The 16,029-nt window shown below is 72.4% G+C and carries 14 protein-coding genes; 10 read left to right on the forward strand and 4 right to left on the reverse strand.

Annotated features, from left to right (window positions below; genetic code table 11):
* Window positions 1-234: 234 nt before the first annotated feature.
* Both ACFY4A_RS35870 and ACFY4A_RS35875 read right to left on the reverse strand, forming a co-directional pair.
* A complete protein-coding gene (locus ACFY4A_RS35870) occupies window positions 235-1,194 on the reverse strand; it encodes a DeoR/GlpR family DNA-binding transcription regulator (RefSeq protein WP_390833499.1) in 960 nt (319 codons plus the stop codon).
* A gap of 177 nt (window positions 1,195-1,371) precedes the next feature.
* On the reverse strand, window positions 1,372-2,835 hold the full coding sequence (locus ACFY4A_RS35875) for an NAD(P)H-quinone dehydrogenase (RefSeq protein WP_390833500.1): 1,464 nt from the start codon (window positions 2,833-2,835) through the stop codon (window positions 1,372-1,374).
* A gap of 105 nt (window positions 2,836-2,940) precedes the next feature.
* Here ACFY4A_RS35875 and ACFY4A_RS35880 point away from each other — a divergent pair, with 105 nt between their 5' ends.
* The 3 genes from ACFY4A_RS35880 to ACFY4A_RS35890 all read left to right on the forward strand — a co-directional run bounded on the left by ACFY4A_RS35880 (window position 2,941) and on the right by ACFY4A_RS35890 (window position 6,279).
* Complete coding sequence (locus ACFY4A_RS35880; protein ID WP_390833501.1) at window positions 2,941-3,378, forward strand: gamma-glutamylcyclotransferase; 438 nt, start codon at window positions 2,941-2,943, stop codon at window positions 3,376-3,378.
* Between the two features lie 138 nt (window positions 3,379-3,516).
* Window positions 3,517-4,341: a purine-nucleoside phosphorylase gene (locus tag ACFY4A_RS35885; protein ID WP_390833502.1), complete on the forward strand. Its 825-nt coding sequence runs from the start codon at window positions 3,517-3,519 to the stop codon at window positions 4,339-4,341.
* A 291-nt stretch (window positions 4,342-4,632) separates the two neighbouring features.
* Window positions 4,633-6,279: a phospho-sugar mutase gene (locus tag ACFY4A_RS35890; protein WP_390833503.1), complete on the forward strand. Its 1,647-nt coding sequence runs from the start codon at window positions 4,633-4,635 to the stop codon at window positions 6,277-6,279.
* Window positions 6,280-6,399: 120 nt separating this feature from the next.
* On the opposite strand, the gene ACFY4A_RS35895 is transcribed toward ACFY4A_RS35890, so the two are convergent.
* Window positions 6,400-7,104, reverse strand: a complete 705-nt coding sequence (locus ACFY4A_RS35895; protein ID WP_390833504.1) for a PH domain-containing protein — start codon at window positions 7,102-7,104, stop codon at window positions 6,400-6,402.
* A gap of 145 nt (window positions 7,105-7,249) precedes the next feature.
* On the opposite strand from ACFY4A_RS35895, the gene deoC reads away from it, so the two are divergent.
* The 4 genes from deoC (at window position 7,250) to ACFY4A_RS35915 (ending at window position 11,813) form a co-directional block, all read left to right on the forward strand.
* Window positions 7,250-8,200: a deoxyribose-phosphate aldolase gene (gene deoC / locus ACFY4A_RS35900; protein ID WP_390833542.1), complete on the forward strand. Its 951-nt coding sequence runs from the start codon at window positions 7,250-7,252 to the stop codon at window positions 8,198-8,200.
* 6 nt (window positions 8,201-8,206) lie between these two features.
* A complete protein-coding gene (locus ACFY4A_RS35905; protein ID WP_390833505.1) occupies window positions 8,207-9,658 on the forward strand; it encodes an aldehyde dehydrogenase family protein in 1,452 nt (483 codons plus the stop codon).
* Window positions 9,651-10,568, forward strand: a complete 918-nt coding sequence (locus ACFY4A_RS35910; protein ID WP_390833506.1) for an aldehyde dehydrogenase family protein — start codon at window positions 9,651-9,653, stop codon at window positions 10,566-10,568. The genes ACFY4A_RS35905 and ACFY4A_RS35910 overlap by 8 nt, the downstream gene beginning before the upstream one ends.
* A gap of 609 nt (window positions 10,569-11,177) precedes the next feature.
* Window positions 11,178-11,813: a uridine kinase gene (locus ACFY4A_RS35915; protein WP_390833507.1), complete on the forward strand. Its 636-nt coding sequence runs from the start codon at window positions 11,178-11,180 to the stop codon at window positions 11,811-11,813.
* Window positions 11,814-12,111: 298 nt separating this feature from the next.
* On the opposite strand, the gene ACFY4A_RS35920 is transcribed toward ACFY4A_RS35915, so the two are convergent.
* Window positions 12,112-12,873 (reverse strand): SigE family RNA polymerase sigma factor, encoded by a 762-nt coding sequence (locus ACFY4A_RS35920; RefSeq protein WP_390833508.1) that lies wholly within the window; start codon window positions 12,871-12,873, stop codon window positions 12,112-12,114.
* Between the two features lie 194 nt (window positions 12,874-13,067).
* Between ACFY4A_RS35920 and afsQ1 the strand changes: the two genes are divergently transcribed.
* The 3 genes from afsQ1 to ACFY4A_RS35935 are packed head-to-tail and all read left to right on the forward strand — an operon-like array spanning window position 13,068 to window position 15,945.
* Window positions 13,068-13,745, forward strand: a complete 678-nt coding sequence (afsQ1, locus tag ACFY4A_RS35925) for a two-component system response regulator AfsQ1 (protein WP_037868090.1) — start codon at window positions 13,068-13,070, stop codon at window positions 13,743-13,745.
* Window positions 13,742-15,340, forward strand: a complete 1,599-nt coding sequence (locus ACFY4A_RS35930) for an ATP-binding protein (protein WP_390833509.1) — start codon at window positions 13,742-13,744, stop codon at window positions 15,338-15,340. The genes afsQ1 and ACFY4A_RS35930 overlap by 4 nt, the downstream gene beginning before the upstream one ends.
* Window positions 15,337-15,945: a hypothetical protein gene (locus tag ACFY4A_RS35935; protein ID WP_390833510.1), complete on the forward strand. Its 609-nt coding sequence runs from the start codon at window positions 15,337-15,339 to the stop codon at window positions 15,943-15,945. The genes ACFY4A_RS35930 and ACFY4A_RS35935 overlap by 4 nt, the downstream gene beginning before the upstream one ends.
* The last annotated feature ends 84 nt before the right edge of the window (window positions 15,946-16,029 follow it).

Genomic DNA, 16,029 nt, shown 5'->3' on the forward strand with positions numbered 1-16,029 from the left:
GCAGCCCCTCAACGCCCACCGGAGCGGCACCGTCAAGGGCCTGTCGGCCGACGTCGGCGCCTCCGTCACCTCCGGCGCCGTCATCTGCGAGATCAAGGACTGATCCCCGGAGCACCCGCAGGAGCCCGGCGAGCCGCGAGAACGGCCCGCCGGGCTCCATGCTTTTTGCCGAGGACGGCCCGAAGGCGTTCCCAAAGGCGGTCCGAAGGCCTTCCCGGGGACGGTCCGAAGCCCTCATCGCCTCCGGAGGTCCGCCACCCGCGCGGCCGGGCGTTCCGTGCCGTTCGACTGTTCCCCGCCCAGGGACGCCGGGCGGAGGTTCGCGCTCGGCGGCTGGGTGCGGCGGGGGCCCGGGAGCGGGACGTCACGGCGACGGTCGCGGGGAGGGGGCTGGTCCGTCGCCGGGTTTCCCGTCGCGCCGGCCACGGCGATCTGGACGCCCTGGTCGGCGAGGGCCTGGAGCTCGGTGGCCGCGCGGTCGTCGTGGGCCGGGGGCTCGTCCGTCACCAGGCGGGTGATGAGATCGGTGGGGACGGTCTGGAACATCGTGTCCGTACCGAGCTTGGAGTGGTCGGCGAGGACCACCACCTCCGCGGCGGCCTGCACCAGGGCCCGGTCGACGGACGCCGACAGCATGTTGGAGGTGGACAGGCCCCGCTCGGCCGTCAGTCCGCTCCCCGACAGGAAGGCCTTGGACACCCGCAGCCCGTGCAGCGACTGCTCCGCCCCCGATCCGACGAGCGCGTAGTTGGAGCCGCGCAGCGTGCCGCCGGTCATCACGACCTCCACGCGGTTGGCGTGGGCCAACGCCTGGGCGACCAGCAGGGAGTTGGTGACGACGGTCAGGCCGGGCACCCTGGCGAGCCGGCGGGCCAGCTCCTGAGTGGTCGTACCCGCGCCCACGACGATCGCCTCGCCCTCTTCGACGAGGCCCGCGGCGAGGTCGGCGATGGCCGTCTTCTCCGCGGTCGCGAGATGCGACTTCTGCGGGAAGCCGGACTCCCGGGTGAACCCACCCGGGAGTACCGCACCGCCGTGGCGGCGATCGAGGAGTCCTTCGGCCTCCAGTGCCCGCACGTCCCGCCGTACGGTCACTTCGGAGGTCTGGACGACGCGGGCGAGTTCACGGAGCGACACGGCACCGTTCGCTCGCACCATTTCGAGGATCAATTGGCGACGTTCAGCAGCGAACACGAAACTGACAGTAACCCCAGCGACCGTCTGCTTTCAGCAGTTTGCGCCGAATAGCAGAAGTTGTTCGCAGGGCAGAGCGGGAAGTGGTATAGAGCCTGTTCCCCTCGCTCGTGCCCGCGGCATGGTCCACAACTCCCCGTGACCGGCGGGGAGTCGATCCGGGCGCCGGGGCCCGCCCTACGCCCCGCCCGTCGTCTTACGGGTGTGCAACTGCCGTGCCACCTCGGCGATCGATCCCGACAGCGAGGGGTACACGGTGAAGGCGTTCGCGATCTGTTCGACCGTCAGGTTGTTGTCGACGGCGATCGAGATGGGGTGGATCAGTTCCGAGGCGCGCGGGGCCACGACCACGCCGCCGACCACGATCCCCGTGCCCGGACGGCAGAAGATCTTGACGAAGCCGTCCCGGATGCCCTGCATCTTGGCGCGCGGGTTGCGCAGCAGCGGCAGCTTCACGCAGCAGGCGTCGATCTTCCCGGCGTCCACGTCGGCCTGGGTGTAGCCGACGGTGGCGATCTCGGGGTCGGTGAAGACGTTGGAGGAGACCGTCTTCAGGTTCAGCGGGGCCACCGCGTCGCCCAGGAAGTGGTACATCGCGATACGCCCCTGCATCGCCGCCACCGACGCCAGCGCGAAGACCCCGGTCACGTCGCCGGCCGCGTACACGCCCGGAGCCGTCGTCCGCGACACCTTGTCGGTCCAGATGTGACCGGACTCGCGCAGTTTGACGCCGGCCTCCTCCAGGCCGAGCCCGGCGCTGTTGGGGATCGCGCCGACGGCCATCAGGCAGTGGCTGCCCGTGATGACCCGGCCGTCCGCCAGCGTCACCTCCACGCGGTCCCCGACCCGCTTGGCCGCGGCGGCCCGCGAGCGCGCCATGACGTTCATGCCGCGGCGGCGGAAGACGTCTTCCAGGACGGCGGCCGCGTCCGGGTCCTCACCCGGCAGCACGCGGTCGCGGGAGGACACCAGCGTGACCTTCGAGCCGAGTGCCTGGTAGGCGCCGGCGAACTCGGCACCGGTGACACCCGAGCCGACCACGATGAGCTCCTCGGGCAGCTCGGTGAGGTCGTAGACCTGGGTCCAGTTGAGGATGCGCTCGCCGTCCGGCTGGGCGTCGGGCAGCTCGCGCGGGTGGCCGCCGGTCGCGATCAGCACGGCGTCCGCGGTGAGCGTCTCCTCGCTCCCGTCGGCCGCCCTGACGACGACCGTGCGCGACCCGTCGAGCGCCTGCATGCCCTCCAGCCGGCCGCGCCCGCGCATGACCCGGGCGCCGGCCCGCGTCACGGACGCGGTGATGTCGTGGGACTGGGCGAGCGCCAGCCGCTTCACCCGTCGGTTGACCTTCCCCAGGTCGACGCCCACGGCCTGCTCCGCCGGCGGATCCTGGGCGGGGCCGCCGTCGGAGGGAGTGTCGGCGACGATGATCCCCAGTTCCTCGTACGACGAGTCGAAGGTGGTCATCACCTCGGCCGTAGCGATAAGGGTCTTCGACGGCACGCAGTCGGTCAGCACCGACGCTCCGCCCAGACCGTCGCAGTCGACGACGGTCACCTCCGCGCCGAGCTGCGCCGCCACCAGCGCCGCTTCGTAGCCGCCGGGTCCACCACCGATGATCACGATCCGAGTCACGTACTCCATTGTCCCGCACCGTTCAAGGTGCTACGGCCCGGGGGCGCGGCGCGACGGTCTCACGTTGCCCCTGGGACACGTGAGACTGGTGCGCGGCTGCCGTACGCTCGACGCATGTCGCTCTATGCCGCATACGCCAGCAATCTCGACGCGCGGCTGATGTCCCGCCGCGCCCCGCACTCGCCGCTGCGTGCCACGGGCTGGCTGAACGGCTGGCGGCTGACCTTCGGCGGGGAGCAGATGGGGTGGGAGGGCGCGCTGGCGACCCTCGTGGAGGATCCGATCTCCCAGGTCTTCGTCGCCCTGTACGACATCGCCCCGATGGACGAGGACCCCCTCGACCGCTGGGTGGGCGTGGGCATGGACGTCTACCGGCGCGCGCGCGTGCGCGTCCACACCCTGGACGGCGAGGAACCGGCCTGGGTCTACGTCCTCAACGCCTACGAGGGCGGCCTCCCCTCCGCCCGCTACCTCGGCGAGATCGCGGACGCGGCGGAGTCGGCGGGGGCGCCCCACGACTACGTGATGGAGTTGCGGAAGCGGCCGTGCTGAGCGGCTGGGAAGCCTGACCTCGGGTCCCCTGCGGAGCCGCCCCTCGCCGGAAACGACCGGAAACGACAAGACAACGATCGCATTGCCGTGACCACTGACATCTACGCGCGTAGGCGAATACCGGCTACGCTCATGCGCGTGAACGCATCTCTTCTTCCGGACGACATCCAGGGCGACCCCTACGCCGCCGCCGACGCCGCCGCCGCGCGCCTGCGCGAACTCACGGGTGCCGAGTCCCACGACGTCGCCCTCGTGATGGGGTCCGGCTGGGCACCGGCCGTCGACGCCCTGGGAACCCCCGACGCCGAGTTCCAGGTCACCGAGCTGCCCGGATTCCCGCCGCCGGCGGTCGAGGGCCACGGCGGCAAGATCCGCTCGTACGCCATCGGGGACAGCCGCGCGCTGGTCTTCCTGGGCCGCACCCACTACTACGAGGGCCGGGGCGTGGCCGCCGTGGCCCACGGCGTACGCACCGCCGTCGCGGCCGGCTGCAAGACGATCGTGCTCACCAACGGCTGCGGCGGCCTGCGCGAGGGCATGCGCCCAGGCCAGCCGGTGCTGATCAGCGACCACCTCAACCTGACGGCCACCTCGCCGATCGTCGGCGCCAACTTCGTCGACCTCACCGACCTGTACTCCCCGCGCCTGCGCGCCCTGTGCAAGGAGGTCGACCCCACCCTCGAGGAAGGCGTCTACGCCCAGTTCCCCGGCCCTCACTACGAGACGCCGGCGGAGATCCGCATGGCCCGCACCATCGGCGCGGACCTGGTCGGCATGTCCACCGTCCTGGAGGCCATCGCCGCCCGCGAGGCGGGAGCGGAGGTCCTCGGCATCTCCCTGGTGACCAACCTCGCCGCGGGCATGACCGGCGAGCCCCTCAACCACGAGGAGGTCCTCCAGGCGGGCCGCGACAGCGCCACCCGCATGGGCTCCCTGCTGACCCAGGTGCTGGGCCGCCTGTAGCCCCCCCCCCGCGCCCACACGGCACGCCGAACGGCCGGCGGCACCCACGAAGGGAGAGCCGCCGGACGGCGGAAGGGGCCGTGGGGTGCGCCGGCGGCCTGCCGCACACTTCGTCTCCGCCCGGCGGTCTCCGCGGCGCGACCTCGAGACTCCGGGCAGTACGCTCGCGCGCGGCGGCCGGACGCGCCCCACGGCCCCGCCCGCCCCCCCAACGCATCCCAGGTGCCCCGGCACCCACCCGCCGGAGGCAGACGGCCCAGGCCGACAAACTCACGAGAGGCTGACCCCAACGTGCACGACGACCTCATCGCACGGGCCAAGGCGTGGCTGGCCGAGGACCCCGACGCCGAGACCCGTGACGAACTCGCCCGGCTCCTCGAAGCCGGGGACGTCGAGGAGCTGACCGCCCGCTTCTCCGGCACGCTCCAGTTCGGCACCGCCGGCCTGCGCGGCGAACTCGGCGCCGGGCCCATGCGCATGAACCGCTCCGTCGTCATCCGCGCCGCCGCCGGCCTCGCCGCGTACCTGAAGAAGAACGGGGCCGCCCACGGGGACGGGAACGCCGGCCTCGTCGTCATCGGCTACGACGCCCGGCACAAGTCCGCCGACTTCGCCCGCGACACCGCCGCCGTCATGACCGGCGCCGGGCTGCGCGCCGCCGTGCTCCCCCGCCCCCTCCCCACCCCGGTCCTCGCCTTCGCCATCCGGCACCTCGGCGCGGTCGCCGGTGTGGAGGTCACCGCCAGCCACAACCCGCCCCGCGACAACGGCTACAAGGTCTACCTGGGCGACGGCTCCCAGATCGTGCCGCCGGCGGACGCCGGGATCGCCGCCGGGATCGACGCGATCACCACCCTCGCCGCGGTCCCCCGCCCGGACTCCGGCTGGGACACCCTCGACGACTCCGTCCTGGAGGCCTACCTGGCCCGTACGGACGCGGTCCTCGCCCCCGGCTCGCCCCGCACGGCCCGCACCGTGTACACGGCGATGCACGGCGTCGGCAAGGACACCCTCCTCGCCGCGTTCGCCCGGGCCGGCTTCCCGGCCCCGGACCTGGTCGCCGAGCAGGCCGAGCCGGACCCGGACTTCCCGACCGTCGCCTTCCCCAACCCGGAGGAGCCGGGTGCCATGGACCTGGCGTTCGCCAGGGCCCGCGCGAGCGATCCGGACCTGATCATCGCCAACGACCCGGACGCCGACCGCTGCGCGGTGGCCGTCAGGCACGGCGGCGACTGGCGCATGCTGCGCGGCGACGAGGTGGGTGCCCTGCTCGCCGCCCACCTGGTCTCCCGCGGCGTAACCGGCACCTTCGCGGAGTCGATCGTCTCCTCCTCCCTCCTCGGCCGCATCGCCCGGAAGGCGGGCCTGCCCCACGAGGAGACGCTCACCGGCTTCAAGTGGATCGCCCGCGTCGAGGGTCTGCGCTACGGCTACGAGGAGGCCCTCGGCTACTGCGTCGACCCCGACGGCGTCCGCGACAAGGACGGCATCACCGCAGCCCTCCTGATCACCGAGCTGGCCTCCCGGCTCAAGGAGGAGGGCCGCACCCTGCCGGACCTCCTGGACGACCTCGCCGTCGAGCACGGCCTGCACGCCACCGACCAGCTCTCGGTCCGCGTCAAGGACCTCTCGCTGATCGCCGACGCGATGCGCCGCCTGCGCGAACAGCCCCCGACCGCGCTCGCGGGCCTGCCCGTCACCCGCTCCGAGGACCTCACCCGGGGCACGCACCGGCTGCCGCCCACGGACGGCCTGCGCTACACCCTCGAAGGCGCCCGCGTCATCGTCCGCCCCAGCGGCACGGAGCCCAAGCTGAAGTGCTACCTGGAGGTCGTGATCCCGGTCGGCAGCCACGCCGACCTCCCGGCGGCCCGCGCCGAGGCCGACGGCCTCCTGGCGTCCATCAAGCGGGACCTGTCGGCCGCGGCGGGCATCTGACCCGCGGCGAAACGGAACGGGCGCCCCTCCGGCGGAGGGACACCCGTTCCGGGCCAGGCCTCGGCCTGCGGACGTGCGGGCGCGCCGCCGGGAGACGTACCGGCGTGCCGCCCGCGCCTGTCAGCCCAGTGCGATCAGGATCGCCAGCACCACCGCGCCGGCCAGCGCCGGGCCCACGATCTCGTACGCCCAGCGGACCGTCACCCCGCCCTGGGCCGTTGCGGCGTTCTCCCGGGCCTCCCGCAGTTCGCGCAGGTCGTCCATGAACCGGTCGCCCGCCGCACGGATGGGCCCGTCGCCGCGCGCCTCCTGCCCGCGGCCCGGCCCGCCGAACCCCAAGGCGCCGCCGGTGCGCCCGCCGGCCCGGCCCGTCCCCGCGCCACGCTCGTCCACGGCCGCGGCACGCGCCTCCTGGCGGGCGGCCCGCTTGCGCCCCCGCAGCGAGACGGGCACCGCCCACAGCTGGTACTTGGTGCCGGACCGGTCCAGCACCTCGTTCGAGTAGCCGGAGCGCAGCCCGGAGACCTGGCCCCAGGGCAGCACGATCACGCGGAAGGGGTTGCGCACGCGCAGCCGGTCGGCGTTGACGTACACGGCGGGCCGCAGGGTGAAGGCGACCACGAGCGGCACCGCGAGGATGATCCCGGCGAGTGCCAGCCACGGGGTGCGGCCCTCGCCGGCGACCAGCGCGTCGATGCCCAGCCACAAGATGATGGCGAGCAGCAGGACACCGCCCGCGATGCCCGCGGACGACCGGTGGACCCGGTCCTCGAACTCGGGGTCGGCGGGCTGCGGCGCGGGGGGCTCGTGCTCGGGCGTCGTCATGGCCCCGATTCTGCCCGACGCCCGCGGGCGCCCTCATCCGCGGTGCCGGAGCACGGGACGGGTATCGTGCGGATACCGGCTGGGCCACAAGATGAGCCCGGGGGTGTACAGCCGCTACGCGCGTAGATATGCTCGCCTGGTGACCATGCCCACCACTGCACCCCCGCTCGCTGACGTCACCGCGTCCGACAGCACACTGCGCCGCTTCCTGCACGGGCTGCCCGGCGTCGACGCGGTCGGCCTGGAGGCGCGCGCCGCCTCGCTCGGCACCCGTTCCATCAAGACCACCGCGAAGGCGTACGCGATCGACCTCGCCATCTCGATGGTCGACCTGACGACGCTGGAAGGCGCGGACACCCCGGGCAAGGTCCGGGCGCTCGGCGCCAAGGCGGTCCGCCCCGACCCGACGGACCGCACGGCCCCCGCCACGGCCGCGGTCTGCGTGTACCCCGACATGGTGGCCACCGCGAAGGAGGCCGTGGCCGGCTCGGCGGTGAAGGTCGCCTCGGTCGCCACCGCCTTCCCGGCCGGCCGGGCGCCGCTGGGCGTCAAGCTGGCCGACGTGCGCGAGGCGGTCGCCGCCGGCGCGGACGAGATCGACATGGTCATCGACCGCGGGGCGTTCCTCGCGGGCAAGTACCTGAAGGTGTACGACGAGATCGTCGCCGTGAAGGAGGCCTGCGGGACCTCCGCACGCCTGAAGGTCATCTTCGAGACCGGCGAGCTGTCGACGTACGACAACATCCGCCGTGCGAGCTGGCTCGGCATGCTGGCGGGCGCCGACTTCATCAAGACCTCCACCGGCAAGGTCGCCGTCAACGCCACCCCGGCCAACACGCTGCTCATGCTGGAGGCCGTCCGTGACTTCCGGGCGCAGACCGGCGTGCAGGTGGGCGTGAAGCCGGCCGGCGGCATCCGCACCTCCAAGGACGCGATCAAGTTCCTGGTCCTGGTCAACGAGACCGCCGGCGGGGACTGGCTGGACAACCACTGGTTCCGCTTCGGCGCCTCCTCGCTCCTGAACGACCTGCTGATGCAGCGCCAGAAGCTGGCCACCGGCCGCTACTCCGGCCCCGACTACGTGACGGTGGACTGAGACCCCATGAACACGCAAAACCCGCTTTCCCCCTTCGAGTACGCGCCGGCGCCCGAGTCCCGGTCGATCGTCGACATCGCGCCGTCCTACGGCCTGTTCGTCGACGGCGAGTTCACCGAGGCCGCCGACGGCAAGGTCTTCAAGACGGTCTCCCCCAGCACGGAGGAGGTGCTGTCCGAGGTCGCCCAGGCCGGCGAGGCGGACGTGGACCGCGCGGTGCGCGCGGCCCGCAAGGCCTTCGCCACGTGGTCGGCGCTGCCCGGCTCCGAGCGCGCCAAGTACCTGTTCCGCATCGCCCGCATCGTCCAGGAGCGCAGCCGTGAGCTGGCGGCCCTGGAGACGCTGGACAACGGCAAGCCGATCAGGGAGACGAGGGACGCGGACCTGCCCCTGGTGGCCGCGCACTTCTTCTACTACGCCGGCTGGGCGGACAAGCTCGACCACGCGGGCTTCGGGCCGTCCCCGAAGCCGCTGGGCGTGGCAGGCCAGGTCATCCCGTGGAACTTCCCGCTGCTGATGCTGGCGTGGAAGATCGCCCCGGCGCTGGCGACCGGCAACACGGTCGTGCTCAAGCCCGCCGAGACCACCCCGCTCTCCGCGCTGTTCTTCGCGGACGTCTGCCGCCAGGCGGGCCTGCCGAAGGGTGTCGTCAACATCCTTCCCGGCTACGGCGACGCGGGCGCCGCGCTGGTGGCCCACCCGGACGTGAACAAGGTCGCCTTCACCGGCTCCACGGCCGTCGGCAAGGCGATCGCGCGCACGGTCGCGGGCACGGACAAGAAGCTCACCCTCGAACTGGGCGGCAAGGGCGCCAACATCGTCTTCGACGACGCGCCGATCGACCAGGCCGTCGAGGGCATCGTGAACGGCATCTTCTTCAACCAGGGCCAAGTCTGCTGCGCGGGCTCGCGCCTGCTGGTGCAGGAGTCGATCCACGACGAGCTGCTGGACTCCCTCAAGCGCAGGCTCTCCACCCTGCGCCTGGGCGATCCGCTCGACAAGAACACCGACATCGGCGCGATCAACTCCGCCGAGCAGCTGGCCCGGATCACCGCGCTCGCCGAGCAGGGCGAGGCGGAGGGCGCCGAGCGCTGGTCACCCGCCTGCGAACTGCCCGAGAACGGCTACTGGTTCGCCCCGACGCTGTTCACCGGTGTCACCCAGGCGCACACCGTCGCCCGTGACGAGATCTTCGGCCCGGTGCTCTCCGTCCTCACCTTCCGCACCCCGGACGAGGCCGTCGCCAAGGCCAACAACACCCCGTACGGGCTCTCGGCGGGCATCTGGACGGAGAAGGGCTCCCGGATCCTGGCGGTGGCGAGCAGGCTGCGCGCCGGTGTCGTCTGGTCCAACACGTTCAACAAGTTCGATCCGACCTCGCCGTTCGGCGGCTACAAGGAGTCGGGCTTCGGCCGCGAAGGCGGCCGGCACGGCCTGGAGGCGTACCTCGATGTCTGAGAAGTCCGAGAAGTCTGGGGCGACGACCGAACCGCGGCTTTCGGTCCTCAAGACCTACAAGCTGTACGTGGGCGGCAAGTTCCCGCGTTCCGAGAGCGGCCGGGTGTACGAGGTGAGCGACTCCAAGGGCAACTGGCTGGCGAACGTACCGCGGTCGTCCCGCAAGGACGCCCGTGACGCGGTCGTGGCCGCGCGCAAGGCGTTCGGGGCGTGGTCCGGCGCGACCGCGTACAACCGGGGCCAGATCCTCTACCGCATCGCGGAGATGCTGGAGGGCCGCCGCGAGCAGTTCGTCCGCGAGGTCGCCGAGGCGGAGGGCCTGTCCAAGGCCAAGGCGGCCGCGCAGGTCGACGCGGCGATCGACCGCTGGGTCTGGTACGCGGGCTGGACCGACAAGATCGCCCAGGTGGTGGGCGGCGGCAACCCGGTCGCGGGCCCGTACTTCAACCTCTCCTCCCCCGAGCCGACCGGCGTGGTGACGGTCCTGGCCCCGCAGGAGTCGTCGTTCCTGGGCCTGGTCTCGGTGATCGCCCCGGTGATCGCGACCGGCAACACGGCGGTGGTGGTCGCGAGCGAGAAGCACCCGCTCCCGGCGCTCTCCCTCGGCGAGGTGCTGGCCACCTCCGACCTGCCCGGCGGTGTCGTGAACGTCCTGTCCGGCCGTACGGCGGAGATCGCCGCGCCGCTCGCCGCGCACCAGGACGTCAACGCGATCGACCTCACGGGCGCCGACGCGGAGCTGGCGAAGGAGCTGGAGGTCGCGGCGGCGGACAACCTCAAGCGCGTCCTTCGTCCACAGCCTGTGGACTACGCCGCGACGCCGGGCATCGACCGCATGACGGCCTTCCTGGAGACCAAGACGGTCTGGCACCCGACGGGCTCCCTGGGCGCCTCCGGCTCGTCATACTGAGCCGCCCGGGGCGCCGCGGCGCCCCGCACGGACGAGAGCCGCGCCTCCCCTCCGTCCGGGGGAGGCGCGGCTCTCCGCGTGCTCGCGTGTCAGCGCACCGATCCGAGCACCTGGCCGGCGACCGGCACGGCACCCACCGACGTGGCCTGGGCCACCGGGCCTGTGAGCATCTGCCAAATGGGGCGCCCCGCACTGGCGGGGGCCGTTGACCAGTACAAACCGCACGACCACACGCCACGGCGCTGTCGCCGTGGCGATCGGCAGGCGCGCCCAAGGGCATCCGATCCGGCGACGGACGGCATCGCCCCGTGCACACCAGAGCGATGTGCACGCGCATCGGACTGTCAGGCCGACGGCATGCCCTGGGGCGTGAGGAAACCCGCCCCCGCATCCCCGGACCACGGACACGATCCGTGCCGCCGGACCGCGGAGCGGACGCGGGAGACCAGAACACCCAACACCATTCCGGGAGTTCGGCTGAGCACGAGGCCTGGGAACAGGACCCGCTTACCGCTCGGTCTTCAGGAGCCGTAGTTGAGACGTAACCCACGTTCCAAAGCCGACCCGCGGGGTCGGCAGGCGGGCCACCATGCGTCAAACTGGTGTTCCGTGAGCCTTCATCCCCCGTCACCCGCCCGTGTCGTGCTGCTGTGCGGCCCCTCGGGCTCGGGCAAGTCCCTGGTCGCCGCCCGCTCCGGACTGCCCGTGCTGCGCCTCGACGACTTCTACAAGGAGGCCGGCGACCCGACCCTGCCGCTGGTGACGGGGAGTTCGGACATCGACTGGGACCACCCCGGCTCCTGGGACGCGGACGTCGCGGTCGCGGCGATCAGCCGGCTGTGCGCGACGGGCACCACGAGCGTGCCGGTGTACGACATCTCGCTGAGCGCCCGCACCGGCGAGAGCACGCTGCACATCGGCCGCACCCCGCTGTTCATCGCGGAGGGCGTCTTCGCCGCCGAGATCGTGGCGCGCTGCCGGGAACTCGGCGTCCTGGCCGACGCGCTGTGCCTGAACCGCGGGCCGGTCACGACCTTCCGGCGGCGTTTCCTGCGGGACCTGAAGGAGGGCCGCAAGTCGGTGCCGTTCCTGCTGCGCCGCGGCTGGCGGCTGATGCGCGCCGAGCGGTCGATCGTGGCCCGTCAGGTCGCGCTGGGCGCCCACGCCTGCGACCGGGACGAGGCCCTGGGCCGACTGACCGCCGCGACGGCGGGACGGCAGGCGCAGACACGGACGGCCGCGTAAACCGGCGTACGACACACGGGGGTACGCGCGCCGTACGCCCCCTTGTGCGTCAACGCGCTTTCGTGCGCGCGCACACGAAAGCGGGACTGGACAGACCCCCCGGTCCTCCAGTCCCGCTCCCTTGGTGCTCCCCCACATTCCCCCGTGTCCCCCGGTCCCCCTGATTCCCCCGTATCCCCGGAGTCCCCCGTCCCCCGTGATTCCCCGGTATCCCCCGTGTCCCCCGTCCCCCGTGATTTCCCCCGGGACTCCCCCGTCTTTCTTCCCCGTCCCCCGATCCCCCCTGCCCTTCGGTCGGTCAGGCGACGAGCTCGCCGAAGGACTCCTCATGGTCACGGCCGAAGCTGAGGACCTCGTCCTCGCGCAGCCGGCGCAGGGACCGCCAGATGCTGGACTTCACCGTGCCGACGCTGATGCCGAGGATGTCCGCGATCTCCGGGTCCGTACGGCCCTCGTAGTAGCGCAGGACCAGCATGGTGCGCTGGAGCTCGGGCAGCCGGGCCAGCGCCTGCCACAGGACGGTGCGCAGCTCGGTGCCGCGCATGGCGTCCGTGTCGCCGGGCGTCTCCGGCAGTTCCTCGGTCGGGTACTCGTTGAGCTTGCGGCGCCGCCAGGCGCTGATGTGCAGGTTGGTCATGGTGCGGCGGAGGTATCCGCCGACGGCCGCCTTGTCACTGATCCGGTCCCACGCCCGGTAGGTCGAGAACAGCGCGCTCTGCAGCAGGTCCTCGGCCTCGAAGCGATCGCCGGTGAGGTGGTAGGCGGTTGCGTACAGGGAGGCGCGGCGCTCCTGGACGTAGGCGGTGAACTCCGCCTCCGACAGCGCGCGGCGCTCCCCCGGGCCCTCCCCGTACGCGGTTCCCCCGTGTGTTTCCCCCGTGTGCGCGTCAACCACCGTGATGCGCGGCTGAAGCCCCTGCTGCGCATGCGCGGTGTGCTGACGCCCGGTGCCGCGAGCGCACCCCCGCCCGCTCACGGCACCGGACTTCTCCGGAGACCGGGCCACGTCGTGCAGACGCGTGACCACTGCGCTGTGGCTGGTGCTGTGCAGCGTGTTCATTCGCGCCCCCCGTCGTGGAGTTCCGGTGTTCCGTCCTGCTTCCCTGCCTCGTGCCGAAAAGCTTGCCGTGGTCACTTCATGGCCGTGTCCGCCGACTGTCACAGACCTGTCACAGAGGTATGGAGCCGGGTACCGGGCGCAGGTAGCCGTACGGGTGTCGAAACACCGACCCCGCATGGGCCAGAATGAGACTCGTGCCTTCCCTGTTGCTGATCGAGGACGACGACGCCATCCGAACGGCCCTGGAGCTCTCACTGACGCGCCAGGGACACCGGGTGGCCACCGCTGCCAGCGGCGAGGACGGTCTGAAGCTGCTGCGCGAGCAGCGGCCGGACCTGATCGTGCTGGACGTGATGCTGCCCGGCATCGACGGGTTCGAGGTGTGCCGGCGCATCCGGCGCACGGACCAGCTGCCGATCATTCTGCTCACCGCGCGCAGCGACGACATCGACGTGGTGGTCGGGCTGGAGTCCGGAGCCGACGACTACGTGGTCAAACCCGTGCAGGGGCGAGTGCTGGACGCCCGGATCCGGGCCGTGCTGCGGCGCGGCGAGCGGGAGGCGAACGACTCCGCGACCTTCGGCAGCCTCGTCATCGACCGGGCGGCGATGACCGTGACGAAGAACGGCGAGGACCTCCAGCTGACCCCGACCGAGCTGAGACTGCTGCTGGAGCTGAGCCGCCGGCCCGGTCAGGCACTGTCCCGGCAGCAGCTGCTGCGGCTGGTGTGGGAGCACGACTACCTCGGTGACTCGCGACTGGTGGACGCTTGTGTGCAGCGGCTGCGCGCCAAGGTGGAGGACGTCCCCTCGTCCCCGACGCTGATCCGTACCGTGCGCGGGGTCGGTTACCGCCTGGACGCGCCGCAGTGACCGATGAGCAAGGCAGGCTCCGGGGCTGGGCCTCGGGGCGCAGGGGAACGTTGTCCCGGCTGCGGTTCACCAGTCTGCGCCTGCGGCTGGTCGTCGTCTTCGCGCTGGTGGCGCTGACCGCGGCCGTGTCGGCGTCCGGGATCGCGTACTGGCTCAACCGCGAGGCGGTGCTCACCCGTGCCCAGGACGCGGCGCTGCGCGACTTCCAGCAGGAGGTGCAGAACCGCGCGGGCGCGCTGCCGGTGCACACCACGCAGGACCAGCTCCAGCACACCGCCGGGCAGATGGCCGGCAGCAGCCAGCGCTTCAGCGTGCTGCTGGTCGGCCAGGACGCGAACGGCAGGACGCTGTACGGCAACTCCGGCGGGCTGAACGGCTTCTCGCTGGAGGACGTGCCCACCTCGCTGCGCACCGCGGTGAACAGGCAGCAGCCGCTCTCCTCCGCCAACAAGGCGCCCTACCACCTGTACTGGCAGCGGATCGTCATGCACGGCACGCCGTACCTGGTGGCCGGCACGCGGGTGATCGGCGGCGGCCCGACCGGCTACATGCTCAAGTCGCTGGAGCCGGAGGCCAAGGACCTCAACTCGCTGGCCTGGTCCCTGGGCATCGCCACCGGCCTGGCACTCGTCGGTGCCGCTCTCCTCGCCCAGGCCGCCGCCACGACGGTGCTGAAGCCGGTGCACCGGCTGGGAGTCGCCGCGCGACGGCTCGGCGAGGGCAGGCTCGACACCCGTCTGCGGGTGTCCGGCACCGACGAACTCGCCGACCTGTCCCGCACGTTCAACAAGGCGGCCGAGGCGCTGGAGAAGCGGGTCGCCGACATGGCCGCCCGCGACGAGGCCTCCCGCCGCTTCGTCGCGGACATGAGCCATGAGCTGCGTACGCCGCTGACCGCCATCACCGCCGTGACGGAGGTGCTGGAGGAGGAGCTGGACTCCGAGGGTGGCGGCATCGACCCGATGATCGAGCCGGCGGTCCGGCTCGTCGTCAGCGAGACCCGGCGGCTGAACGACCTGGTCGAGAACCTGATGGAGGTCACCCGCTTCGACGCGGGCACGGCCCGGCTGGTGCTGGACGACGTCGACATCGCCGATCAGATCACCGCCTGCATCGACGCCCGCGCCTGGCTGGACGCCGTCGAGCTGGACGCCGAGCGCGGCATCCACGCCCGGCTCGACCCGCGCCGCCTGGACGTCATCCTCGCCAACCTCGTCGGCAACGCGCTCAAGCACGGCGGCTCGCCGGTGCGGGTGTCGGTGCGCGAGTCGGCCGATGAGGCGGAGCGGCCCGCCGAGATCGTCATCGAGGTGCGCGACCACGGGCCGGGCATCCCCGAGGAGGTCCTGCCGCACGTCTTCGACCGCTTCTACAAGGCGAGCGCGTCCCGGCCGCGCTCCGAGGGCAGCGGCCTGGGACTGTCCATCGCCCTGAACAACGCGCACATCCATGGCGGTGGCATCACCGCGGCCAACTCGCCCGAGGGCGGAGCGGTGTTCACGCTGCGGCTGCCGCGGGACGCCTCCGCGCTCGCCGCGGAGCGGACCGAGCGCGAGCAGGACGGGGACAACGGCTCGAAGGGGACCGCCCGATGAACGCACGCCGACTTCGGACGGCGGGGCTGACCGCCCTGGGCCTGCTGCTCGCCGGGTGCGGGATCCGGCCCACCGAGGTGCCCACGGACTTCGGCGGCGCGCCCTCCCGCGTGCCCTGCTCGCTGTCCCAGCCCGACCTGGCCACCCAGTCCTCGCGCGGCGTGCCCGTCCAGGTGTTCCTGTTGTGCGGCTCGTCGCTGGTGACCGTCGACCGGACGGTGCGGGTGCCGGAGGGCACCGCGGACGCGCGGCGGCGGGTGATCGTGGCCCAGGGGCTGCTCGACCAGCTCGCCGCGCCGCCGTCCGCCGGTGAGAAGGCGGCCGGGTACACCACGCACGTCCCGGGCGGTCTGAGGGTCGAGGGGCCACGTCCCCGTGACCCCGCCGATACGCTCCGGCTGAGCAGCGTGCCGGCCGGCCTCGCCCCGTACGCCCTCGCGCAGATCGTGTGCACGCTGTCCGACTCGGCCGCCGCCGAGGGGGACGGCTCCGTCGTTCTCGGCGGGCCGGACGACACGCGGCTGCGCCGCTACGAGTGCACCGGGGAGCTCCGCGCCCGGCCGGGCACCACCCTGCCGCCGTCGACCCAGGTGACCGACGGCTGACACGGAGGCGGCACACCGGTGTGGCGCACGGGTGTGGCGCACGGGTGTGGCGCAGCACTCACCAGGGAGTGTGCCGTCCGGCCG

The organism is Streptomyces sp. NPDC001292 (assembly GCF_042896465.1).
Taxonomy (GTDB): domain Bacteria; phylum Actinomycetota; class Actinomycetes; order Streptomycetales; family Streptomycetaceae; genus Streptomyces.

Bases quoted from the DNA above. Each gene is read 5' to 3' on its own strand.
- ACFY4A_RS35880 (WP_390833501.1), top strand. From the start codon at position 2,941: ATGTCGCTCTATGCCGCATACGCCAGCAATCTCGACGCGCGGCTGATG.
- ACFY4A_RS35910 (WP_390833506.1), top strand. From the start codon at position 9,651: ATGTCTGAGAAGTCCGAGAAGTCTGGGGCGACGACCGAACCGCGGCTT.
- deoC (WP_390833542.1), top strand. From the start codon at position 7,250: ATGCCCACCACTGCACCCCCGCTCGCTGACGTCACCGCGTCCGACAGC.
- ACFY4A_RS35920 (WP_390833508.1), bottom strand. From the start codon at position 12,873: ATGAACACGCTGCACAGCACCAGCCACAGCGCAGTGGTCACGCGTCTG.
- ACFY4A_RS35895 (WP_390833504.1), bottom strand. From the start codon at position 7,104: ATGACGACGCCCGAGCACGAGCCCCCCGCGCCGCAGCCCGCCGACCCC.
- ACFY4A_RS35875 (WP_390833500.1), bottom strand. From the start codon at position 2,835: ATGGAGTACGTGACTCGGATCGTGATCATCGGTGGTGGACCCGGCGGC.
- ACFY4A_RS35905 (WP_390833505.1), top strand. From the start codon at position 8,207: ATGAACACGCAAAACCCGCTTTCCCCCTTCGAGTACGCGCCGGCGCCC.
- ACFY4A_RS35935 (WP_390833510.1), top strand. From the start codon at position 15,337: ATGAACGCACGCCGACTTCGGACGGCGGGGCTGACCGCCCTGGGCCTG.